Origin of the sequence: Arthrobacter sp. NPDC058097, from assembly GCF_042884885.1 — a bacterium.
Taxonomy (GTDB): Bacteria; Actinomycetota; Actinomycetes; order Actinomycetales; family Micrococcaceae; genus Arthrobacter.
The window spans coordinates 81174-101062 of record NZ_JBHVSZ010000010.1; the positions used below are offsets into that span (position 1 = coordinate 81174).

At 66.3% G+C, this 19889-nt stretch carries 24 protein-coding genes; 14 read left to right on the top strand and 10 right to left on the bottom strand.

Annotated features, from left to right (window positions below; genetic code table 11):
- Window positions 1–123: 123 nt before the first annotated feature.
- Window positions 124–1554, top strand: coding sequence for an amino acid permease (locus ACFVTE_RS17430; protein WP_387102489.1), 1431 nt, complete (start codon window positions 124–126; stop codon window positions 1552–1554).
- 92 nt (window positions 1555–1646) lie between these two features.
- Here ACFVTE_RS17430 and ACFVTE_RS17435 read toward each other — a convergent pair whose 3' ends face one another.
- Complete coding sequence (locus ACFVTE_RS17435; RefSeq protein WP_387102490.1) at window positions 1647–1982, bottom strand: YnfA family protein; 336 nt, start codon at window positions 1980–1982, stop codon at window positions 1647–1649.
- 235 nt (window positions 1983–2217) lie between these two features.
- Between ACFVTE_RS17435 and rpsF the strand changes: the two genes are divergently transcribed.
- The 4 genes from rpsF (at window position 2218) to rplI (ending at window position 4000) form a co-directional block, all read left to right on the top strand.
- Complete coding sequence (rpsF, locus tag ACFVTE_RS17440; protein ID WP_003800148.1) at window positions 2218–2523, top strand: 30S ribosomal protein S6; 306 nt, start codon at window positions 2218–2220, stop codon at window positions 2521–2523.
- A 55-nt stretch (window positions 2524–2578) separates the two neighbouring features.
- Window positions 2579–3160, top strand: coding sequence for a single-stranded DNA-binding protein (locus tag ACFVTE_RS17445; RefSeq protein WP_387102492.1), 582 nt, complete (start codon window positions 2579–2581; stop codon window positions 3158–3160).
- A gap of 129 nt (window positions 3161–3289) precedes the next feature.
- The gene (gene rpsR, locus ACFVTE_RS17450) at window positions 3290–3529 is read left to right on the top strand and encodes a 30S ribosomal protein S18 (protein WP_003800144.1); all 240 of its coding nucleotides are present in this window, start codon (window positions 3290–3292) and stop codon (window positions 3527–3529) included.
- Window positions 3530–3547: 18 nt separating this feature from the next.
- Window positions 3548–4000 (top strand): 50S ribosomal protein L9, encoded by a 453-nt coding sequence (rplI, locus tag ACFVTE_RS17455; protein ID WP_076799464.1) that lies wholly within the window; start codon window positions 3548–3550, stop codon window positions 3998–4000.
- Window positions 4001–4112: 112 nt separating this feature from the next.
- On the opposite strand, the gene ACFVTE_RS17460 is transcribed toward rplI, so the two are convergent.
- Window positions 4113–4535: a DUF1801 domain-containing protein gene (locus ACFVTE_RS17460; RefSeq protein ID WP_387102495.1), complete on the bottom strand. Its 423-nt coding sequence runs from the start codon at window positions 4533–4535 to the stop codon at window positions 4113–4115.
- A gap of 107 nt (window positions 4536–4642) precedes the next feature.
- Here ACFVTE_RS17460 and ACFVTE_RS17465 point away from each other — a divergent pair, with 107 nt between their 5' ends.
- Window positions 4643–5269 (top strand): FMN reductase, encoded by a 627-nt coding sequence (locus ACFVTE_RS17465; protein WP_387102497.1) that lies wholly within the window; start codon window positions 4643–4645, stop codon window positions 5267–5269.
- 37 nt (window positions 5270–5306) lie between these two features.
- Entirely contained in the window at window positions 5307–5654 is a 348-nt protein-coding gene (locus ACFVTE_RS17470) for a zf-TFIIB domain-containing protein (RefSeq protein ID WP_387102498.1), read from the top strand.
- A gap of 51 nt (window positions 5655–5705) precedes the next feature.
- Here the strand turns inward: ACFVTE_RS17470 and ACFVTE_RS17475 are convergent, their stop codons facing one another.
- Together ACFVTE_RS17475 and ACFVTE_RS17480 are read right to left on the bottom strand one after the other, a co-directional pair.
- A complete protein-coding gene (locus ACFVTE_RS17475; RefSeq protein ID WP_387102500.1) occupies window positions 5706–6272 on the bottom strand; it encodes a hypothetical protein in 567 nt (188 codons plus the stop codon).
- Between the two features lie 2 nt (window positions 6273–6274).
- Window positions 6275–6754 carry a hypothetical protein gene (locus ACFVTE_RS17480; RefSeq protein WP_387102501.1) on the bottom strand — a complete coding sequence of 160 codons (480 nt, stop codon included), beginning with the start codon at window positions 6752–6754 and terminating at the stop codon, window positions 6275–6277.
- A gap of 716 nt (window positions 6755–7470) precedes the next feature.
- Between ACFVTE_RS17480 and dnaB the strand changes: the two genes are divergently transcribed.
- Complete coding sequence (dnaB, locus tag ACFVTE_RS17485) at window positions 7471–8856, top strand: replicative DNA helicase (protein ID WP_003800110.1); 1386 nt, start codon at window positions 7471–7473, stop codon at window positions 8854–8856.
- 16 nt (window positions 8857–8872) lie between these two features.
- Here the strand turns inward: dnaB and ACFVTE_RS17490 are convergent, their stop codons facing one another.
- Window positions 8873–9847, bottom strand: coding sequence for an acyl-CoA thioesterase (locus ACFVTE_RS17490; protein ID WP_387102503.1), 975 nt, complete (start codon window positions 9845–9847; stop codon window positions 8873–8875).
- Window positions 9848–10068: 221 nt separating this feature from the next.
- Here ACFVTE_RS17490 and aztD point away from each other — a divergent pair, with 221 nt between their 5' ends.
- Entirely contained in the window at window positions 10069–11394 is a 1326-nt protein-coding gene (gene aztD, locus ACFVTE_RS17495) for a zinc metallochaperone AztD (RefSeq protein ID WP_387102505.1), read from the top strand.
- Between the two features lie 109 nt (window positions 11395–11503).
- On the opposite strand, the gene ACFVTE_RS17500 is transcribed toward aztD, so the two are convergent.
- Window positions 11504–11938 carry a DoxX family protein gene (locus ACFVTE_RS17500; RefSeq protein WP_387102507.1) on the bottom strand — a complete coding sequence of 145 codons (435 nt, stop codon included), beginning with the start codon at window positions 11936–11938 and terminating at the stop codon, window positions 11504–11506.
- A 158-nt stretch (window positions 11939–12096) separates the two neighbouring features.
- On the opposite strand from ACFVTE_RS17500, the gene ACFVTE_RS17505 reads away from it, so the two are divergent.
- The 3 genes from ACFVTE_RS17505 to ACFVTE_RS17515 all read left to right on the top strand — a co-directional run bounded on the left by ACFVTE_RS17505 (window position 12097) and on the right by ACFVTE_RS17515 (window position 14588).
- Window positions 12097–13449 carry an MATE family efflux transporter gene (locus ACFVTE_RS17505; RefSeq protein ID WP_387102509.1) on the top strand — a complete coding sequence of 451 codons (1353 nt, stop codon included), beginning with the start codon at window positions 12097–12099 and terminating at the stop codon, window positions 13447–13449.
- A gap of 46 nt (window positions 13450–13495) precedes the next feature.
- Complete coding sequence (locus tag ACFVTE_RS17510) at window positions 13496–14089, top strand: hypothetical protein (protein WP_387102511.1); 594 nt, start codon at window positions 13496–13498, stop codon at window positions 14087–14089.
- A 112-nt stretch (window positions 14090–14201) separates the two neighbouring features.
- Window positions 14202–14588, top strand: coding sequence for a hypothetical protein (locus ACFVTE_RS17515; protein ID WP_387102513.1), 387 nt, complete (start codon window positions 14202–14204; stop codon window positions 14586–14588).
- Window positions 14589–14618: 30 nt separating this feature from the next.
- Here ACFVTE_RS17515 and ACFVTE_RS17520 read toward each other — a convergent pair whose 3' ends face one another.
- A complete protein-coding gene (locus tag ACFVTE_RS17520) occupies window positions 14619–15164 on the bottom strand; it encodes a CGNR zinc finger domain-containing protein (RefSeq protein WP_387102515.1) in 546 nt (181 codons plus the stop codon).
- Between the two features lie 224 nt (window positions 15165–15388).
- Between ACFVTE_RS17520 and ACFVTE_RS17525 the strand changes: the two genes are divergently transcribed.
- Complete coding sequence (locus ACFVTE_RS17525) at window positions 15389–16342, top strand: DMT family transporter (protein WP_387102730.1); 954 nt, start codon at window positions 15389–15391, stop codon at window positions 16340–16342.
- 96 nt (window positions 16343–16438) lie between these two features.
- Here ACFVTE_RS17525 and ACFVTE_RS17530 read toward each other — a convergent pair whose 3' ends face one another.
- Window positions 16439–16702: a hypothetical protein gene (locus tag ACFVTE_RS17530; protein WP_307098374.1), complete on the bottom strand. Its 264-nt coding sequence runs from the start codon at window positions 16700–16702 to the stop codon at window positions 16439–16441.
- A gap of 213 nt (window positions 16703–16915) precedes the next feature.
- Here ACFVTE_RS17530 and ACFVTE_RS17535 point away from each other — a divergent pair, with 213 nt between their 5' ends.
- The gene (locus tag ACFVTE_RS17535; RefSeq protein ID WP_387102517.1) at window positions 16916–17188 is read left to right on the top strand and encodes a DUF2277 domain-containing protein; all 273 of its coding nucleotides are present in this window, start codon (window positions 16916–16918) and stop codon (window positions 17186–17188) included.
- Between the two features lie 23 nt (window positions 17189–17211).
- Here ACFVTE_RS17535 and ACFVTE_RS17540 read toward each other — a convergent pair whose 3' ends face one another.
- Together ACFVTE_RS17540 and ACFVTE_RS17545 are read right to left on the bottom strand one after the other, a co-directional pair.
- Window positions 17212–19569, bottom strand: a complete 2358-nt coding sequence (locus tag ACFVTE_RS17540) for a heavy metal translocating P-type ATPase (protein ID WP_387102519.1) — start codon at window positions 19567–19569, stop codon at window positions 17212–17214.
- A gap of 81 nt (window positions 19570–19650) precedes the next feature.
- A complete protein-coding gene (locus tag ACFVTE_RS17545; RefSeq protein ID WP_387102521.1) occupies window positions 19651–19881 on the bottom strand; it encodes a heavy-metal-associated domain-containing protein in 231 nt (76 codons plus the stop codon).
- Window positions 19882–19889: the final 8 nt, after the last annotated feature.

Consider the following 19889-nt stretch of genomic DNA (forward strand, 5'->3'; position numbering starts at 1 on the left):
CTTTGCACAGCCCGGACCTGCCCCCGGCTCGCTTAGTGTGAAACGCACAGTGTGGTCCCCGGCACAGACTCTGCCGCCCGGCCACCACCCAAAACCTGCAATCAAAACAAGGATGGCGCAGCCATGCACGCTGACCAACAACTGTCGAAATCCCTAAAACCCCGGCACCTGTCCATGATCGCCATCGCCGGCGTCATCGGCGCAGGCCTGTTCGTCGGCTCCGGCGCGGCCATCCAGCAGGCCGGTCCCGGCATCCTCCTGGCCTACATGGCCGCAGGCATCGTGGTCATCCTGGTCATGCGGATGCTGGGCGAGATGGCGGCCGCGAACCCTGAAACCGGATCCTTCTCCACCTACGCGGACAAGGCACTGGGCCGCTGGGCGGGCTTCAGCATCGGCTGGCTCTATGCGTGGTTCTGGATCATCGTGCTGGGCATCGAAGCCACGGCCGGCGCCGCGATCATGCACCGCTGGGTGCCCGGCATCGACCAGTGGGTCTGGGCCCTGGTGCTCATGGTCCTGCTCACGCTGACCAACCTGGGCTCGGTGAAGTCCTACGGGGAGTTCGAGTTCTGGTTCGCCTCCATCAAGGTCACCGCCATCATCCTGTTCCTGCTTTTCGGCGTGGCAGCGATCCTCGGCCTCGTTCCGGGCGTTCCGGCGCCGGGCCTGAGCAACCTGACGGGCAACGGAGGCTTCCTGCCCAACGGCCCGGGGGCCGTCCTTGCCGGAATCCTCGTAGTGGTGTTCGCGTTCTTCGGCGCTGAGATCGCCACCATCGCGGCCGGTGAATCCGAAAACCCGGTCGAGGCGGTCAAGAAGGCTGTCCGGTCCACCGTCTGGCGCATCCTCGTCTTCTACATCGGCTCCATCGCGATCGTTGTCACGCTGCTCCCCTGGAACTCCGCCAATGTGGCCAAGAGCCCGTACGTCGCGGTCATCGAACTGTTCGGCATCCCGGGCGCCGTTACCATCATGGACGTCGTGGTGCTGACCTCGGTGCTGTCCTGCCTGAACTCGGGCCTCTACACGGCCAGCCGCATGCTGTTCTCGCTCTCGCAGCGCGGCGATGCCCCGAAGTCCTGGACCCGCATCTCCAAGCGCGGTGTGCCCGCCGCTGCGGTGCTGGCCTCCACCGTGGTCGGCTTCATCACCGTGGGGCTGAACTACATCGCCCCGGACACCGTCTTCCTGTTCCTGGTGAACACCTCCGGCGCGATCGCCCTGTTTGTCTGGCTGGTCATCGCCGCGTCCCAGCTGGTGCTGCGCCGCCGGATGGGGGCCTCAGCCAAGGACCTGACGCTGAAGATGTGGTTCTTCCCGTACCTCACCTGGCTGGCGATCGGAAGCATTGTGGCGCTCATCATCGGCATGGTGATCCTGGACTCCACCCGCGATTCGCTCCTGCTCTCCGTGGCCCTGGCGGTCGTGGTGGTCGGCATCGGCGTGTGGCGTTACCGCAAGGGCGGTCCGGTGCGGGCCGAGGCGCCTGCCGCTTCCGCAACGCCCGCCGAAACCGCAGACGCAGGCGTGGGGTCCGGCCCGGCGTCGTAATCCCGCCCCCGTCCTTCCCTTTGGAACCATCCGCCCGGTTGGCCGTTACGGCCTGACCGGGCGGATGGTTTTGCTTGGGTGTCAGCCCCGTCTCAGCCTTGCCTGGGGGCGAACATGATGACGGCGACGCCTACCAGGCAGACGGCGGCACCGATGAGGTCCCAGCGGTCGGGCCGGAAGCCGTCCAGAAGCATGCCCCACACCAGGGAGCCGGCGATGAAGACCCCGCCGTATGCCGCGAGGACACGGCCGAAGTGGGCGTCAGGCTGGAACGCGGCCACGAAACCGTAGAGCCCGAGCGCCACAATCCCGAGTCCGGCCCACCACCACGCCTTGTCCTCCCGCACGGCCTGCCAGATCAGCCAGGCTCCCCCGATCTCGGCCACGGCGGCCAGGGTGAAAAGGAGCACGGATTTCAGAATGGTCATGGGTCCAGTATTCCGCCCGGTTTTCCACATAGCTGGGGCGGCGCTTCCAGCCCGCCATCGGGCCCAGTAGCCTAGGACCTGTCCGAATCGCGGAATTCCTCCCCGATGCACTAAGATAGTGAAGTCTGTGCTGCGCCCTGGCCCATTTTTGGACGCGGGCGTGCACGGCATCGCAAATGAACCTCCTGTTACGGAAATACCGTAACCGCTTAGCCCAAAGGAGGTGGGTTCACATATGCGTCCTTACGAATTGATGGTAATCATCGACCCCGAGGTCGAAGAGCGTACCGTAGAGCCGTCGCTTCAGAAGTTCCTGAACGTCATCACCAACGATGGTGGAACCATCGAAAAGGTTGACATCTGGGGCCGTCGCCGTCTGGCTTACGACATCAAGAAGAAGTCCGAAGGTATCTACGCCGTGGTGAACTTCACCGCGACGCCGGCTACCGCCAAGGAACTTGACCGCCAGCTGGGTCTCAACGAGACCATCATGCGCACCAAGATCATCCGCCCCGAAGAGCAGAAGGTTGTTGCTGAGTAATTTCAGCTCCCAACTTTCATTCTTTACCCCGCAGGAACGAACAAGGAGGCAGTAGATGGCAGGCGAAACCACTATTACGGTCATCGGTAATCTCACCAATGACCCCGAACTGAGGTTCACACCGTCAGGTTCGGCAGTAGCGAACTTCACCATCGCGTCCACGCCTCGCACCTTCGACCGCCAGTCCAATGAGTGGAAGGACGGGGAAACCCTGTTCCTCCGCGCTTCGGTTTGGCGCGAGGCAGCAGAAAACGTCGCCGAGTCCCTCACCAAGGGCACCCGCGTGATTGTTTCGGGCCGCCTGAAGAGCCGTTCCTACGAAACAAAAGAAGGCGAGAAGCGCACCGTTATCGAGCTCGAGGTCGACGAAATCGGCCCGAGCCTGCGTTACGCGAATGCCAAGGTCAACCGCACTCAGCGCTCCGGCGGCCAGGGCGGTTTCGGCGGCGGCAACAGCGGCGGATTCGGTGGCGGTGGATTCGGTGGCGGCCAGGGTGGAAACCAAGGCGGCAACACCGGAGGAAACTGGGGCGGCAACCAGCAGCCTGCAGCGCAGGATGACCCCTGGGCCACGCCCGGAGTCAGCAATGCGGGCGGCGGCTGGGGCAACGGCCCGGATTCCGAACCTCCCTTCTAAAACATAAACAAAGGTCCGGCGCAGCAGGCGCCAAAGTATTCCATAGGGAACGCTCTGCGCACGCCGCGGTCGGACCACCACCATCCCGTGGATCACGATTCACGGGCTCCCTAGAATAGGAGCTCCACGATGGCTAAGGCTGAACTCCGTAAGCCCAAACCAAAGTCCAACCCCTTGAAGGCCGCTGACATCACTGTCATCGACTACAAGGACGTAGCATTGCTGCGCAAGTTCATCTCCGACCGCGGAAAGATCCGCGCCCGTCGCGTCACTGGCGTCACGGTGCAGGAGCAGCGCAAGATCGCCCAGGCAATCAAGAACGCCCGCGAAGTTGCTCTGCTGCCCTACTCCGGCGCTGGCCGGGGCTAAGGAAAGGGATTAACTAACATGGCAAAGCTCATTCTGACCCACGAAGTAACCGGTCTCGGTGCTGCTGGCGACGTTGTCGAGGTCAAGGACGGTTACGCACGTAACTACCTGCTGCCCCGCGGTTTCGCCCTGACCTGGTCCAAGGGTGGCGAGAAGCAGGTTGAGTCCATCAAGGCTGCCCGCGCTGCCCGCGAGCACGCTTCCCTGGAAGATGCTCAGAAGCAGGCCGCCGCTCTGTCCGCGAAGCCGGTCAAGCTGGTTGTCAAGGCCGGCGAAAGCGGCCGCCTGTTCGGCACGGTCAAGCAGGCCGACGTCGCCGACGCTGTTGAGGCCGCAGGCCTGGGCAGCATCGACAAGCGCAAGGTCGAACTGCCGGCTCACATCAAGTCGGTCGGTTCCTACCAGGCCAACGTCCGTCTGCACGACGACGTTGCCGCTGTGATCGAACTCGACGTAGTCGCAGGCAAGTAGCAGTTCCGGCTTTCGCCGGATCTGCTCCGCAGTCCTGAACTGCTGACGGCCCCCGCCGTCGGATTCCTCCGGGAAACCGACGGCGGGGGCTTCGTTGTTTCCGGCCGGCGCTCTACCGGCTGTGCAGGACGGTGGTGCCGTAGCGGTATCCGAGGCTGATCAGTTCTGCCAGCACGGCGTCGTCGACGTCGGCGAGCCTGTTGATGTAGAGGCACCCGGCACCGGTCTTGTGCTTGCCGAGACGCTCGAGCAGTGCAGCCGCCTCCGGCGCATTGGTCAGGCCATACAGCGAGAGGCTGGCTTTGCGCGGTGAAAACCCCACCGCTGCTGTCTCCCCTTCCCGCCCGGTCGCGTACTTGTAGTGCACCCTGCCGAACCCGACGATGGTGGGACCCCACATCTCCGGTTCCAGGCCCGTCAGATCTGCCATGAGGGCACGGAGACGCATGCCGTCCTGCCGGCGCACCGGGTTCTCCACCGCCGCGATGAAGTCGTCCGCCGAAACGCCTGTCACCTGTGTCTTGTTCTCCACCATGGACGCAGTGTACTGAACCGTGTGCCGGGCGGCGGAATAAAGGCCGGACCTGCCGGGTTGAGCGAGTAGATGCAAATGCATGTAAGCGCCAATCAGAGGAGACCGCCATGGAGACCCGCCGCATAACCGTCCTGTCCGCCGGCCTGGGAGTGCCGTCGTCGACCCGCCTGCTGGCCGACCAGCTGGCCGCCGCCGCCACCCGGGAGCTGACGGCCGCCGGCTACGAGGTGGCCACCGGCGTCGTAGAGCTCCGCGACCTCGCCGTGGACATCGCCAACAACTTCGTGACGGGCTTTGCCCCGCCCCGGCTGGCTGAAGTGATTGCCGGCGTCGAGGCCTCCGACGGCATCATTGCGGTCTCACCGGTGTTCAGCGCGTCTTACAGCGGGCTGTTCAAGTCTTTCATCGACGTGCTTGACCCCAAATCGCTGGACGGCAAGGCGGCGCTCCTGGGGGCCACCGGCGGAACGGACCGCCACCAGATGGTGCTGGACCACGCCATGCGGCCGCTGTTCAGCTACCTGCGCACGCGGACCGCCGCCACGGCCGTCTTCGCCGGCCCCCAGGACTGGGGAAACACGGACGACGGCGGCACACCCCTTTCGATGCGGATCGAACGGGCGGCGGCAGAGTTCAGCCGCCTCCTGGAAGGCGACCAGCCGGGACGCAAGCCTGCCCCGCTCGAGTCGCTGCCCTTTGAGCAGCTGCTGGCCGGGATCTCGGGCGGGCGGTAAAGCGAACTAATCGCGGCACCCGCTCGTTGTGCCGGGCATGAAATGTCCCATTGATTCTTCAGACCTGGTCATGAGCGAACGCAGCGGCGTGGAAATCGACTACTGCCCACAGTGCCGGGGCGTGTGGCTGGACCGCGGCGAACTGGACAAGATCATTGACCGGGTCAACGCGGGGGCGCCGGCGGCACCTCCGGCGCCGGTTCCCCCTGCTCCGGCGTCACCCGCACCCGGCATGGCTCCTCCGCCGCTGTACCGCAACTTCGAACCGCGGCGTGAGCAGCCGCGCTACGACGACCGCAGCTATGGCAAGGGACACGACCGCGACTACGACCGCCGCCGCAACAAGAAGAAGGAAGGCTGGCTGGGGGACCTGTTCGACTTCTAGCCGGCTGCGGCCACCGCGGTCATTGGCCGCGCCGGTCAGTCGTCCAGCCGGTCAGTCGTCCAGCAGGGCGATGAATTCGCGCGCCTGCTTCAGGGTGATGTCGGAGTGCCGGGTCAGCGCGGTGGCTGCTGCTTCGATGTTGCCGCTCTTGGCGAGCGTGCGGATGCGGCCGTAGATCTCGTCATTGAGCATGTTGCTGCTGACCTCCCGGGTGACATCGCCTTTGCTGGCGATCGCCCGGTACCGGTACGGGAACCGCTGCGGCGGCTCGTCGTCGTCCTCGGGTTCGCTGGGCTCCTGGGCCGGGGAGCGGAAGGGCTGCGGGTGGGCTGCCAGCGCGGCCACCGCGTCCCGTGATGCGCGCAAGCCCTGTCCCGACACCTCGTAGTACAGCTTGATCGCAGCCATGGCCTGGCCCTGCGCGATGAGCGCATACAGCCGCCGGTGTTCGTCCTCGGACAGCTTGGCTGCGGCTTCCCTGGCCAGTTCTGCGGACTCCGTGGGCGGTTTGGCGGGCTCCCTGACCGTACGGCGGCGTCGGCTCAACGCCCGCGCCGTCAGGGCCACGGCGACAGCCACCGCCACGAGGATCAGGAAGGGGATCAGGAGCGATTCCATGGTTACAGCCGATCTACATATTGCTTGGCGGTCAAAAGGTTGGAATGGGTGGCCTGGCGCAGAAGCCTGATGGCCTGAAGCTTCTGTCCGTTGCGCACCAGGGTCTGCAGCTGTGATGCCAGCTGCGGGTTCAGCATGGTCCCGGGCATAGCTGCCGCAGGATAAGAGCCGTGGGGGTAGTCAGGTTGGCGGCCGGGATCGTGACCGGGATGGCCCGGGGGCGGTGCCGGACGATGCTCGTGCTGCTGGATCTGCTGCTGCCGGTTCTGGCTTGGCAGGGCTGCCGCCTCCATGCGGGCCCGGGCTGCCAGGGCCGCCTGAACCTGTGCCGCGTAGTGGGCTTGGGAGCGCCGTGCCAGCTCCAGCTGGTAGCGGTCAGCGTCGGACATTCCTCCGTCGCGCGGCTTCAGTGCCGTGGCAAAAGCCCAGAGGGCTGCGGCGAGGACAAGGGCAGGAACCAAGACTGTCAGAACGTCGCCCATACCTAGAGCTTAACGCCACATCCGCGTTATCCACAGCATATGCCGGGCTGCGCATAGTGTGGCCCCGCGGCGGCGACGGTTGTCCCCCTGTGAGGGAAGGTTCGTTCAGTCGGCATGCATGCCAGGATGGGTTCCGGCATGTGCCGGTGATTCGTATCACAAACCGGGAATGAAGGCGGCGAAAACTCCCTCCGGAAGCGGAGTTACCGGCGGGTATCCCCAGCGGACGGTTAAGGCTGTGGATGAAGGTTGGGCTAAAAATAAATTTTGTCCACAGGAAAATTCGAACGTTTCCGCAGGTCAGAGGGTATATATGCCGCAAAGAAAATTTCTATCCACAGCTTCCCCCACAGGCTGTGCACAAGCAGCAGTATCTTGTGCACACGTTATCCACAGAGGTGCGGAACTCCGGGCTTTGTGAGTGGCCGGCTGGGCGCTAACGTTGCGGAGACACCCCATTCGCGTGGGTTTTCCCTTCCGGCCTGAAGACCGGAGCCGGCCGACAGCCGGACTCCGTGAGATTCGTGCTGCCCTGTGGAAAACCTGTGGATGAGGCGTCGCCGGGGTTCAGCGGCCGGGACCGAAAATGTCAGGGCCTGCTGGTGTAGTTGCATTAGCCCGGGCAGCAGATTCTTGCTGCGCGGACCACCCACGGCACACGGCACACGCGCCGCAGTCCCCTGCAGGGGCTGCGGACACAATGGAGGACGGCAGCTTTGTCAGTTACGCACCTGGACTCAATCGAAGGTACCCGCGAATCCGAAGGCAGCCGCAAACCTCCCCAGGACATCCCCGCCGAACAGTCCGTCCTGGGCGGCATGATGCTCTCCAAGGACGCCATTGCGGACGTGGTTGAGATCCTGCGCGGCCAGGACTTCTACCGCCCCGCCCATGAAACCATTTATGAGGCTGTCATCGACCTCTACGGCCGCGGCGAACCTGCGGATGCCGTCACGGTGTCCGATGAACTGACCAAGCGCGGCGAGATCAACCGGATCGGCGGCCCCGCCTACCTCCATGAGCTCATTCAGACGGTGCCCACGGCCGCGAACGCAGGCTACTACGCCGAGATCGTGGCCGAGCGCGCCGTGCTCCGGCGACTGGTCAATGCCGGCACGAAGATCGTGCAGCTCGGCTACGGGCAGGACGGCGAGGTGGAAGACCTGGTTAACCAGGCCCAGGCCGAGGTCTACGCGGTCGCCGAACGCCGCACGGCGGAAGACTACGTCGTCCTGAAGGACGTCATGGAGTCCACGGTGGACGAGATCGAGGCCTCCGGCCACCGCGGCGAAGGCATGGTGGGCGTCCCCACGGGCTTCTACGAGCTGGATGAGCTGACGCACGGGCTGCATCCGGGCCAGATGATCGTCATCGCCGCCCGTCCCGCAGTGGGTAAGTCCACCTTCGCGCTGGACTTTGCCCGCTCGGCCGCCATCAAGAACAACCTGAGCACGGTGATGTTCTCCCTGGAAATGGGGCGCAACGAGATCGCCATGCGTCTCCTCTCGGCCGAAGCCACGATCGGCCTGCAGGACCTCCGTAAGGGCACCATCAAGGATGAGCAGTGGTCCAAGATCGCCACCACCATGGGGCGGATGAATGATGCCCCGCTGTTCATTGACGACAGCCCCAACATGTCCCTGATGGAGATCCGGGCCAAGTGCCGCCGCCTCAAGCAGCAGCACGACCTCAAGCTGGTGATCCTTGACTACCTGCAGCTCATGAGTTCAGGCAAGAAGGTGGAGTCCCGCCAGCAGGAAGTCTCGGAATTCTCCCGCGCGCTCAAGCTGCTCGCCAAGGAACTCCAGGTCCCCGTCATCGCGCTGTCGCAGCTGAACCGTGGTTCTGAGCAGCGCCAGGACAAGCGCCCCATGGTCTCGGACCTGCGTGAATCGGGATCCATCGAGCAGGACGCTGACATGGTGATCCTGCTGCACCGCGAGGACGTGTACGACAAGGAGTCCCCGCGCGCCGGTGAGGCAGACATCCTCGTGGCTAAACACCGTAACGGCCCCACCAAGGACATCGTGGTTGCCTTCCAGGGCCACTACTCGCGGTTTGCGAACATGGCCGGGGATGCCGGCGGAGGCGGCGGCTTCTAGGCCGCGCTGGTGTTGGCTAGTGCGGTTGTGACTGCAGCAGGTGGTTGGGCAGCCTGTTTCCGGGGGCTGCTGCCCTGATTTCCAGCAGCTCCCGTGCGTGGGCGTGGAGCCGCTTGTCCTCCTCGGACACCGGGGTCCATGCGGGGATCGGAACCGAGGTGCCCTCGGCGTCACGGGCCACCATTACGGTGAGGCAGTAGGTGGTCAGGTTCAGTTCGCGGCCCTTGGGGTCCCCCGAACGGACGTGTACCGCAATGTGCATGCCCTTGGTGCCCGTGTAGACCAGCCGGGCCTCAACCTCCACCACGTGCCCGATCAGCAGCGGCCGGTAGAACCGAACCCCGCCGGAGAAGACAGCCACCGTGTCCCGGCCGCAGTAGCGTGAGGCGCAGACATATGCAGCCTCGTCGATCCATTTCATGACGATGCCGCCATGGACCTTCCCGCCCCAGTTCACATCGGTGGGCGCCGCCATGAACCGCAGGACGACGCGCTCGGCAGTGCCGGCATCGGTATATTCCTGGGCGTTCATCGCTTCCACGATCTGCTCGCGGATCCCGATCCGGGCCAGGGCATGGTCCCGCTCTTCCAGTTCCTCGGGCGTTGCCGGCTCGAACTGCTTCACCGGGACGGGTTTCCCGTCCTCGCCAACCGCCACAAAGATCACCATGCACTGGCTGCGCATGGTGGCCGGCCCGCCCTTGGGATCCCCGGAGGAAACCACCGTTCGGATGTGCATGGAGGAGCGGCCCGTGTAGACGATGGTGGCCGTGACCTCTACCATGTCGCCAATGTTTACCGGATCTGCAAAGTGGATGTTCCCCACATAGGCGGTCACGCAGTAGGACTTGGCCCAGCCCACGGCAGCCGCATAGGCCGCCTTGTCCACCCACTCGAGTACCGTTCCGGCGTCAACCGATCCGCTGTGGCCCACGTCCATGGGGGCGGCAAGGAAGCGGAGGGTTACTGAGTTGGCGGCAGTCTCGCTCATGCTCGCAGTTTACTGACCGCTGTCCGAACGGCAGATCCGGGCCTTCACAAAGGCGCGTACGGGCGCCATACGCCCCAGCGCCGGGCATAAAGCGTCACGAATAAGGCGGATTGGTCATGGCACTAACGATAATGATTATCATTAGTGCCATGAGGAAAAGACGACCTTTGTTTCCTGACCCAACAACCAGCCGCCGCCGCGGCCGCCCCAGGGGGCCATCCATGGTGCCCTTCGCGCGGCCGTTCTCGGGGCCGCGCACCAATCCAGTTGCTCACCCGGCCAGGACACCGTTCGCGGCTCCGCTGGCCGCGGCCTGCGGCGCCGCCCTGCTGTTGTCAGGCTGCGCCGCCGGTCCGGGGCAAACCACCGCGCAAACGTCCGCCGGAAGTTCCGCCAATCCTTCGCCGCAGGCAGACGACGCAGAACGCACCGAGCTTCGCGCCCCAAAGCCGCGCCTTGCCTATACGTACGCTGGCGGCGTCGGCGTGCTGGATGCAGCCACCCTTGAACCTGCGGGGGATGTTGGGCTGGAGGGGTACAGCCGCATCAGTCCGGCCGGGGACGGCCGCCACGTCCTGGTGGCGTCGGGCGACTCGTTCCGCGTCCTCGATGCCGGCACCTGGACCGAGCGGCACGGCGACCATGGCCATTCCTACGCCGCCCAGCCCACGCTGACGGACCACGCGTTCGGAGCCAGCAAGCCGGGCCATGTGGTGCGGCACGCCGGCAGGACTGTCCTGTTCAGTGACGGGTCCGGCAGGGTGGAGTCGTTCACATCAGCAGCCCTCGGAACGCTTGCCGAAGACGGCCTTCCGGAGACATCCACCTACACCGCACCCGAGGCCCACCACGGTGTGGCGGTGGAGCTGGAGGACGGCAAGCTGCTGGTGACCGTGGGCAATGAGAACGCCCGCGACGCTGTGGCACTCCTGGGCCAGGACCGCAAGGAAATCGTCCGGAGCCAGGACTGCCCAGGCGTCCACGGTGAGGCGGTGGCGGGTGAAAACACCGTGACCTTCGGGTGTGAGGACGGGATGCTGGTATTCACGGACGGCAGGTTCTCCAAGATCTCCAGTCCTGACGCCTATGGCCGGATGGGAAACCATGCCGGTTCACCGGCGTCGCCCGTGGTGCTCGCGGACTACAAGGTGGACAAGGATACGGTCCTGGAGCGGCCCACACGGATTTCGCTGGTGAACACCGCCACCAAAGCCCTCAAGCTGGTGGATCTTGGCACCAGCTATTCCTTCCGGTCGCTGGGGCGTGGACCGGCGGGGGAGGTGCTGGTCCTCGGCGCCGATGGCGCGCTGCATGTTCTCAATCCACTGACCGGCGCCACCGTGTCCACGGTGCCTGTCGTGCCGGCCTGGCAGGAGCCCGAGGCGTGGCAGGATCCGCGGCCCACCCTGTACGTCCAGGGTTCCACCGCATACGTCACCGAGCCGGCAACCCGGAAACTGCACGCCGTCGACCTGAAGGCGGGGAAGGTGGTCCGCACGGCTTCGCTGCCCCACACACCCGATGAGCTGACGGGCGTCACCGGCTAAACCAAAGAAATAACGACGGCGGCCGCCCACCCGGCGCCGAAGCGCCAGGCGAGCAGCCGCCGTCGTTGTTTCCTGGACACGCACCGCCTGGGAGGGGCGCCCCTGAAGGTTACGCGAGAACTTTGAGCTTTGAATCGCTGCGGCCGAACAGGGCTGCATCCGCCGAGATGCGACCCGCTCCGGCAAGGGCGATGGCCGCTGCACCGGCCGCCAGCAGGAGGACCAGCTCGTAGCCGCCGGTGGCGACGAACACTCCGGCCGAGGCGTGGACCAGGAAGAGGGCGCCGAGCATGTCCAGGGCGAGCAGCGCGGCGAAGACGCGGGTCAGTACGCCGAGGATCAGGGCGATGCCGCCCGCCAGTTCGAGGGTGGCGACGACCGGGGCGGCGATCTCAGCCGCCGGAACCCCCATCTTGGCGAAGGAAGCCTGCGTGCCGGCGATGGTGAATTCGCTGAACTTCTGCCAGCCGTGCGCGGCGAAGAGGAACCCGGTAATCACTCGCAGGATCGTCAGGGCTGTGGTGGTCTGGGTGGACTGGTTCATGGAGATTCTCACCGTTCGGATCGATTGGGGGGTTGTCTCTTTTGGGCACGCGGTCCGGAGCCCGTCGGATGAAGCTTCCCTTCCACTGTCCCGAAGTTTTGTTGAAGTGTCAACTAATGTGTCGTGGTTATCTTTATTGCGCCAGCTAGGCTGAAACCGTGCCACAATCGCCTTCCGCTGCCGTTTCCACCCCAAAACCCGAGAGCCACGGCCGTGAAATCCTCCGGCTTGCCGTTCCGGCTTTTGGCGCCCTGATCGCCGAACCGCTCTTTCTGCTTGCCGACTCGGCGATCGTTGGGCACCTTGGCGTTGCCCAGCTGGCCGGCGTCGGGCTGGCCTCGGCGGTGCTGCATACGGCGGTTGGGCTGATGGTCTTCCTGGCCTACTCCACCACCCCGGCAGTGGCACGGGCAGTCGGGGACGGCCAGCTTGGCAGGGCGCTGGCAGCCGGGCGCGACGGTGTCTGGCTCGCCCTGCTGCTGGGGACCGTGCTCGCGCTGGCCGGGTTCCTTGCCGCGGAGCCGCTGATCGGGCTCATGGGGCCAGGCCCTGAGATCCGCACCTTCGCGGTCGATTACCTGCGCTGGTCCATGCCCGGGCTGGTCGCCATGCTGCTGATCTTCGCCGGCACGGGCGTGCTGAGGGGGCTGCAGGACACCCGGACGCCCCTGGTGGTGGCGACTGCGGGATTCACGCTGAACATCGTGCTGAACCTGGTGCTGGTATACGGCCTTGGCCTGTCTGTGGTCGGGTCCGCGGCGGGAACGAGCATCGCGCAGTGGGCCATGGCCGCGGTGTATCTGGTGATGGTGCAGCGTAGCGCCCGCCATCACGGCGTCAGCCTGCTGCCCGACTGGCACGGCATCCGGGCCATGACCAAGGTGGGTTCCTGGCTCATGCTGCGGACCCTGAGCCTGCGCACCGCCATCCTCGCCACCGTCCTGGTGGTCACGGCCCAGGGTGCCGTGAACCTCGCCGCCCACCAGCTGGCCATGACGGTGTTCACCTTCCTCGCCTTCGCCCTGGACGCCCTGGCCATCGCCGCGCAGGCGCTGATCGGGAAGGAGCTGGGGGCCTCAAATCCCGGCAAAGCCAGGATCCTGACCCGGACCATGATCCGCTGGGGTACCGGCTTCGGTGTGGTCACCGGCGTGCTGCTCGCCGCGGTGGCCCCGTTCGCCGGCGCCCTCTTCACGTCCGACGCCGGCGTCCAGTCGGTTCTGACCGCGGCCCTCTGGGTACTGGCCGCGGGCCAGCCCCTCGCCGGGTACGTGTTCGTGCTCGACGGGGTGCTGATCGGCGCCGGCGACGCGAAGTATCTGGCGATTGCCGGCGTCGTGAATCTTGCGGTCTACCTTCCGCTGCTGCTGGCCGTGCCGCTGGCCGGGGCCGACGGCGCGGCGGCGCTGGTTTGGGTGTGGGCGGCCTTTTCGCTGGGCTACATGTGCGCCCGTGCCGTAACGCTGGGGCTGCGGGCCAGGACAGACCGCTGGATGGTGCTTGGCTCATAGCTGCGGCCGGATTCGCCGGCGCAGGCTGGCGCACTAAACTGGAGCGGTGACTTCCCCAGCGACCCCTGCCCAGTCCGACGTGCCTGCCCCCTCGGGGGAACTGTGGAAACCCGCCCTGCTGCGGGCCGCCGCCGCACTGGTGTTCGGAGCCGTGACTGTGTTTTGGGCGGCTCCCTCCGTGACCGGCATGTCGCTGACCGGCGGGGTGTATCTGCTGGCCACTGGCCTGATCCTGCTGTGGGGCATTCCGCTGACCGGTTTCCGCCGTGACGCACCGGCCGGCCGGCTTCTGTCCGCCGGCGGAGCGGCCCTCACCGGCGCCGGCGTGGCCCTGCTGTTCTTGCAGGGCAGCCTGGTGTTCGCCGTGATCGGCGCTTTGGGCCTGGCCGTGGCGTCAGCAGCCGAGCTGTGGCTGGGCATCAGGTTCCGCGGACGGCATGTCCTTGCCCGCGACTGGCTGGCCTCCGGCGTCATCGGGCTGGGCACGGCCGCGACCCTGCCGTTCTTCGTGGAACTTGGTCCGCACGCGCTGCTGGGGGTTGCCGGCGGCGGGGCCATCATCTCGGGTGTGCTCTGGATCCTGGCAGGCCTCTCACTCCGGCACGATGCGCGGGCGGACGCGTCAAAGGCCGTAAACTAGTACCAAGGGTTCTACTCGTTGTAGAACAGCCGTTGGCTGCCAGCAGCCCTTCAGAACACCACACAGCACAGCGGGCAGGCCGCATCGCGCCGCCCGCGCGGGAGGAATCACCTTGGCACACCAGAAACCAGGAGAACCGCGCAACCTGCGGACCTCGGTCAAGGGACCCCTGATGTTCTCCGCCTTCTGGGCTGTGGTCGCTTTCTTCGCGGTACTGATCTTCGCCTCCGGCGGCAGCGCCCGGTCGCCGCGGTTCGACCTGGCCTTCACCGGCGCCGGCATCGCCTTCATTGTCACGCTCGTCATCGCCGCGATGCTGTCCATGAGCTACAAGGACAACGCCGCCCACCTGGGTAAGGGCTCGGGCGTGAACCTGAGCTCGGCCCGGAAGCCCCCACAGGGGCACGGCGGGCGAGGCGCCCAGGGCGGCCCGGATGCCCGGGGCGCCGCCGGTTCGGGCGGACCCGGTGAATCCGGGCCCGACGGCGGAGCCTCCTAACGCCCGACGGCCAGCAGCCGCCGGCGCCGGTTATTCTCCGCTCGCGCGGCGTGCCCGGTACGCCGCCACATGGGCGCGGTTGGCGCAGTTTCCGGTGTCGCAGTATCTCTTGGACCGGTTGCGGCTGAGATCGAGTACTGCCGCGTCGCAGTCATCGGCCGCGCACACGAGCATCCGGTCCATCTCCTTGCTGCGGATCACGTCAACGAGGGCCATGGCTGCCTCGGTGCCCATCCTGTCTGCCAGTGGGGCATCGTGCGTGGTGGCGTGCAGGTGCCAGTCCCACTGATCATGCTTGAGCAACTGGGGGAGTGCCTGGGCATCGCGCAGCAGGCGGTTCACGCCGGCCACGGCCGTATCCTCATCAGCCGTCCACAGCGTTGCCAATACCGTCCGCAGTGCGTGGATGCTGGCTAGTTCGGCGGCGTCGTGCGTGCGTGAACCGGTAAAGCCCTCCTGCCGCAGGAACTCGTCCAGGGCGGCCACTGTGGGCAGGTTTTCCTCGCCGTTGGCGGCCGAGTTGATGAGGTTCACCACAAAGCGCAGCGAGAGTTCCGTGTCAGGGGCAAAGACCACCTTGACTCCTTACAGTGCCGGGGCGTAATGTCAGGACCAATACCCCACTTTACTCCTGACGGGAGGCATCCGTGCCCGTACCGAACAACCGCGCCGAAACGGCGGTCACTTCTGTGGCGCCGGTTCCGGCCCGCCTTCCGGCCCCGGTTGCGGCTCCCGCTCCCGCTTCCGCTCCGGCTGCCCCTTCCGCTGAGGCAAAGGCCACCGGCTTCCTTGCGTCAGGATTGGGTGTCGCCCTCTTTTCGTCGGCGATCTTCGGGCTCTCCGGCTCCTTCGCCAAGGCGCTGCTGGAGACCGGCTGGACGCCCGGGGCGGCCGTCACCGCCCGGCTGACAGGTGCCGCGCTCATCCTCGCGATCCCCGCTGTGCTGGCGCTCCGGGGCCGGTGGCACCAGCTGCGGTCGAACTGGCTGACGATTCTCCTGTTTGGCCTGATCGGCGTCGCAGGGTGCCAGCTGTTCTACTTCAATGCCGTGGCCCGGCTGTCAGTTGGCGTGGCACTGCTGCTCGAATACCTCGGCCCGGTACTGATCGTGCTGTGGCTCTGGGTGGCCAGCCGGAAGCGGCCGCGAGCCCTGACCATCGCCGGGACGCTGCTGTCGCTGGGCGGGCTGGTCCTTGTCCTGGACCTCACGGGGGCAGTGAAGGTGGACGCCGTCGGCGTGCTCTGGGGTCTGGCCGCGGCCGTCTGCCTTGCCATCTATTTCTTCCTCACGGCCAAGCAGAACGACACGCTGCCGCCCATCGTCCTCGCATCGGGCGGGCTGCTGACCGGTGCGGCGGTCATGTGGCTAATGGCAGCCACCGGCCTCCTGCCAATGGCCATGAGCACGGCCGATACCAAACTCGGGCCCTGGACCACTCCGTGGTGGGTTCCGCTGGGCGGTCTTGTGGTGCTGGCCACCGTCCTGGCCTACGTTTCCGGGATCATGGCTGCACGGGCGCTCGGCACCAAGGTGGCCTCGTTCGTCTCCCTCACCGAGGTCCTGTTTGCCGTGGTCTGGGCGTGGCTGCTGCTGGGCGAACTGCCCGGCGCCATCCAGCTCGCAGGCGGACTGCTGATCGTGGGCGGGGTGGTCTGCGTCCGGCTGGATGAGCTCAGGGGGGCCAAACCGGGGGCCGGGGCAGCGGTGACCGGACCGCTTGACCATGCGAACGACGTCGAACCCGTCCCCTAAGTCTCCAAAGACGGGCCAGGTTCTTTCGGGACTGACCGCTTGAAATGCCGGAGGGCCGGACGCATGGTGCGTCCGGCCCTCCGGTGCGTTCCCGGGTTAGCGGGAGGCTTCCTCCTGCTGGGAAGCGTTGCGGCTGGCCTGCTTGCCGGCCTCGTCCAGTGCCTGCGCCACCTTGGCAAGGGCTGCGGCGTGCTGGCCGTGCCACTCGCTGCGGAACTTGTCGGCGTCCGGGCCCTTCCAGTCGGTGCCCTCGAGCACCTTGGTCAGCAGGGACTTCTGCTTCTCGATTTCATTCGAACCAGCCTGAAGCTTGGTGCCCAAGTTCTTCAGCTGCGCAATGTCTGCACCCCAAATAGCCATTACATTTCTCCTTTAATCAACGGATCCGATCCAGTCGGCATCCCCAGCGGCCTCCGGCTCGTCCGGAAGATCCATTGCCTAAAACCTATCCTCCGGTCCGAAAGAGTGTCGATGGGCAGCGCTCCCCATGGAGTCCTGCCCATGGTCACACGCTCCGCCTGAAGCGGGCCCGGAAGGGTCGATCCTCGGCGCTCCAGAGCCTAGCATGGGGGTATGTGCCGGAATATCCGTACCCTCCACAACTACGAACCGCACGCCACGTCCGAGGAGATCCACGCCGCGGCGCTGCAGTACGTGCGAAAAATCAGCGGCAGCACCAAGCCCTCCAAAGCCAATGAGGAGGTGTTCGAGCGCGCCGTGCACGAGATAGCGCACGTGACCCAGCACCTGCTCGAATCCCTGGTGACGCACGCTCCCGCAAAGGACCGCGACGAGGAAGCTGCCAAGGCGAAGGCCCGGGCGGCTGTCCGCTTCGGGACGGCCTAGGGTCTGGCCCCCGCCCGGGGTGCTTACCTCCCGAAGCGCCGCAGCCTGAGTGAGTTGGCCACCACCAGCACCGAACTCGCCGCCATGGCCACGCCGGCCACCATGGGATTGAGCAGTCCGAGGGCAGCCACCGGAATGCCCACCGCGTTGTAGAAGAAGGCCCAGAACAGGTTGGTCTTGATGGTGGCCAGCGTGCGCCTGGACAGCTCGATCGCGGTGGCCACCTGTCCGAGGTCGTTGCCCATCACGGTCAGGTCGGCAGCCTCGATCGCCACGTCCGTGCCGGAACCCATCGCGATGCCGAGGTCGGCCTGCGCCAGGGCTGCGGCGTCGTTCACGCCGTCGCCCGCCATGGCCACCGTCGCGCCGGCAGCCTGCAGCCGGCGGACGGCTTCGACCTTGCCCTCGGGGAGGACTCCGGCGAAAACATCGTCCGCGGCGATTCCGACGGCGGCAGCCACCTGGGCAGCGACCGCGGCGTTGTCACCCGTGAGCAGCATGGGCCGCAGTCCCAGGGCCTTGAGGCGGGCGACAGCCGCCTTCGATCCCTCCTTGACCGTGTCCCGCAGTTCGATGATGCCGGCCGCCTCGCCGTCCACGGCCACCCAGATGGCGGTGGCGCCGGACTCCTCGGCGTTCCGGAGCACCTGGTCCTGCTCCGGCCTGGTCTCGACTCCGTTCTCCAGCAGCCAGCCGCTGCGGCCGGCAGCGACGAGCTGGCCTTCAACGGTTCCCACCACTCCGCCGCCAGGGGCGGAACGGAAGGCGACGACGGCGGGGAGGCCGGCGCCGTCGTTCGTGTCAGTGACGTTGTGGCTGGCGTACGACCGCTGGCCCGTGGCGGGTACGGCGGATTTTGCGGCGGCAGCGATCGCTAAGGCGATCGGATGCTCCGACGCCGACTCCACCGCTCCGGCCAAGCGCAGGACGTCCGGCCCGCTGAACGGCGCAAATGCCGCCACGGCGTCCACGGACAGCTGCCCGCTGGTGACGGTTCCGGTCTTGTCCAGCAGGATGGTGTCCACCGTGCGGGTGTCCTCGAGGACCTGCGGGCCCTTGATGAGGATGCCGAGTTGTGCGCCGCGGCCCGTTCCGGTCAGGAGGCCCACGGGTGTGGCCAGGCCAAGGGCGCAGGGGCAGGCGATGACCAGCACGGCAACTGCGGCGGTGAAGGCCGCGCGGAGTTCGGGGCCTGTGATGTCCGGCCCGGCGGCAAGCAGCCAGCCCGCGAAGGTGAGGACGGCGATGGCCAGGACCACGGGCACGAAGACCGCGCTGATGCGGTCGGCTAGCCGGGCAATTGGCGCCTTGCCGGTCTGTGCCTGCGAAACGAGGCGGCCCATCTGGGCCAGGGTGGTTTCGGCGCCGACACGCGTGGCCCGGACCAGCATCCGGCCGGACGTATTGATGGTGGCACCGGTGACAAGGCTGCCCGGCCCGACATCCACGGGAACCGATTCGCCCGTGACCAGTGAGGCGTCCACTGCCGAGACGCCGTCCATCACCACGCCGTCGGTGGCGATCTTCTCGCCGGGACGGACCACGATCACGTCCCCGACCGCCAGCCGGCTCGCCGGGATCTTCACTTCGGTGCCGTCCTGCAGGATGGAGGCGTCCTTGGCGGCGAGATCAAGGAGGGCCCTGAGCGCGTCGCCGGCCTTCGACTTGGCGTTCGCCTCCAGGAACCGGCCCAGCAGAAGGAATGTGGTGACCACGCTGGCCACCTCGAAGTACAGGCCCCCCGAACCAGCGCCGCCCATCTCTTCCATGCCGGGGTGTTCGGTCAGGCGGGGGAAGGCGAGGAGCTGCCAGGCGGAGAACAGATAGGCCGCGATCACGCCGAGCGATACCAGGGTGTCCATGGTGGAGGCGAAGTGGCGGGCGTTGATGGCGGCCGCCCTGTGGAACGGCCACGCCGCCCAGCTGACCACGGGCAGCGCAAGGGCGCCGGCCACCCAGCCCCAGTCGGGGAACTGGAACGCCGGGAACATCGAGATCAGGAACACCGGCACCGTCAGGACCGCCGCGACGAGCAGGCGCGGCTTCAGTTCGGAGGCCTTGCTGCCGTGGGCCATGTGGTCTTCGTGGTGCGCTGCGTCGGCCTCCATCCCGGCCTGCTCCGCCGGGTCCTTCTTGGTGACCGGTCTGACCGTTGCCTTGTAGCCGGCCGAGGCTACTTGGTCTGTGATCTGTTGGTCCGTGATGGTGGCCGGGGCTGTTACGTGGGCGGTTTCGAGGGGGAGGTTGACCGTGGCCTCGACGCCTTCGAGCTTGGCGAGTTTCTTTTCCACGCGGTTCACGCAGGAGGCGCAGGTCATGCCCGCAACGTCCAGTTCGATCACCCTGCGGGGGTTGCCTGCGGAAAGGTGTTCGGTGCCCATGGCTGGTCCTTCTGTGGTGGTGCTTCGTGCCCTCTGGTGCTTCGTGCTCTGGTGGTGCCTGGTGCGGATGGGAGGCCGGGGTTAGGCCTCGTTGGCCACCACCAGGTAGCCCGCCTCGGCCACTGCCTCGCCGATTTCGGACGGCGAGAGCTTCTGCGTGGAGGTGATGGTGACGGTGGTAATGCCGCCGGCATTGAGGTCGATATCGATGTCCTCGACGCCGTCCAGCGCCTCGAGCTCCTCGCTGACTGCGGACACGCAGTGCCCGCAGGTCATGCCGGAAACGTGGACTTTGGTGGAGATCGTGCTCATTGCTGGCT

What these genes read in the sequence shown, in the direction of transcription:
- ACFVTE_RS17430 (WP_387102489.1), top strand. Translation starts at nt 124, where the DNA reads ATGCACGCTGACCAACAACTGTCGAAATCCCTAAAACCCCGGCACCTG.
- ACFVTE_RS17435 (WP_387102490.1), bottom strand. Translation starts at nt 1,982, where the DNA reads ATGACCATTCTGAAATCCGTGCTCCTTTTCACCCTGGCCGCCGTGGCC.
- rpsF (WP_003800148.1), top strand. Translation starts at nt 2,218, where the DNA reads ATGCGTCCTTACGAATTGATGGTAATCATCGACCCCGAGGTCGAAGAG.
- ACFVTE_RS17445 (WP_387102492.1), top strand. Translation starts at nt 2,579, where the DNA reads ATGGCAGGCGAAACCACTATTACGGTCATCGGTAATCTCACCAATGAC.
- rpsR (WP_003800144.1), top strand. Translation starts at nt 3,290, where the DNA reads ATGGCTAAGGCTGAACTCCGTAAGCCCAAACCAAAGTCCAACCCCTTG.
- rplI (WP_076799464.1), top strand. Translation starts at nt 3,548, where the DNA reads ATGGCAAAGCTCATTCTGACCCACGAAGTAACCGGTCTCGGTGCTGCT.
- ACFVTE_RS17460 (WP_387102495.1), bottom strand. Translation starts at nt 4,535, where the DNA reads ATGGTGGAGAACAAGACACAGGTGACAGGCGTTTCGGCGGACGACTTC.
- ACFVTE_RS17465 (WP_387102497.1), top strand. Translation starts at nt 4,643, where the DNA reads ATGGAGACCCGCCGCATAACCGTCCTGTCCGCCGGCCTGGGAGTGCCG.
- ACFVTE_RS17470 (WP_387102498.1), top strand. Translation starts at nt 5,307, where the DNA reads ATGAAATGTCCCATTGATTCTTCAGACCTGGTCATGAGCGAACGCAGC.
- ACFVTE_RS17475 (WP_387102500.1), bottom strand. Translation starts at nt 6,272, where the DNA reads ATGGAATCGCTCCTGATCCCCTTCCTGATCCTCGTGGCGGTGGCTGTC.
- ACFVTE_RS17480 (WP_387102501.1), bottom strand. Translation starts at nt 6,754, where the DNA reads ATGGGCGACGTTCTGACAGTCTTGGTTCCTGCCCTTGTCCTCGCCGCA.
- ACFVTE_RS17490 (WP_387102503.1), bottom strand. Translation starts at nt 9,847, where the DNA reads ATGAGCGAGACTGCCGCCAACTCAGTAACCCTCCGCTTCCTTGCCGCC.
- aztD (WP_387102505.1), top strand. Translation starts at nt 10,069, where the DNA reads ATGGTGCCCTTCGCGCGGCCGTTCTCGGGGCCGCGCACCAATCCAGTT.
- ACFVTE_RS17500 (WP_387102507.1), bottom strand. Translation starts at nt 11,938, where the DNA reads ATGAACCAGTCCACCCAGACCACCACAGCCCTGACGATCCTGCGAGTG.
- ACFVTE_RS17530 (WP_307098374.1), bottom strand. Translation starts at nt 16,702, where the DNA reads ATGGCTATTTGGGGTGCAGACATTGCGCAGCTGAAGAACTTGGGCACC.
- ACFVTE_RS17535 (WP_387102517.1), top strand. Translation starts at nt 16,916, where the DNA reads ATGTGCCGGAATATCCGTACCCTCCACAACTACGAACCGCACGCCACG.
- ACFVTE_RS17540 (WP_387102519.1), bottom strand. Translation starts at nt 19,569, where the DNA reads ATGGGCACCGAACACCTTTCCGCAGGCAACCCCCGCAGGGTGATCGAA.
- ACFVTE_RS17545 (WP_387102521.1), bottom strand. Translation starts at nt 19,881, where the DNA reads ATGAGCACGATCTCCACCAAAGTCCACGTTTCCGGCATGACCTGCGGG.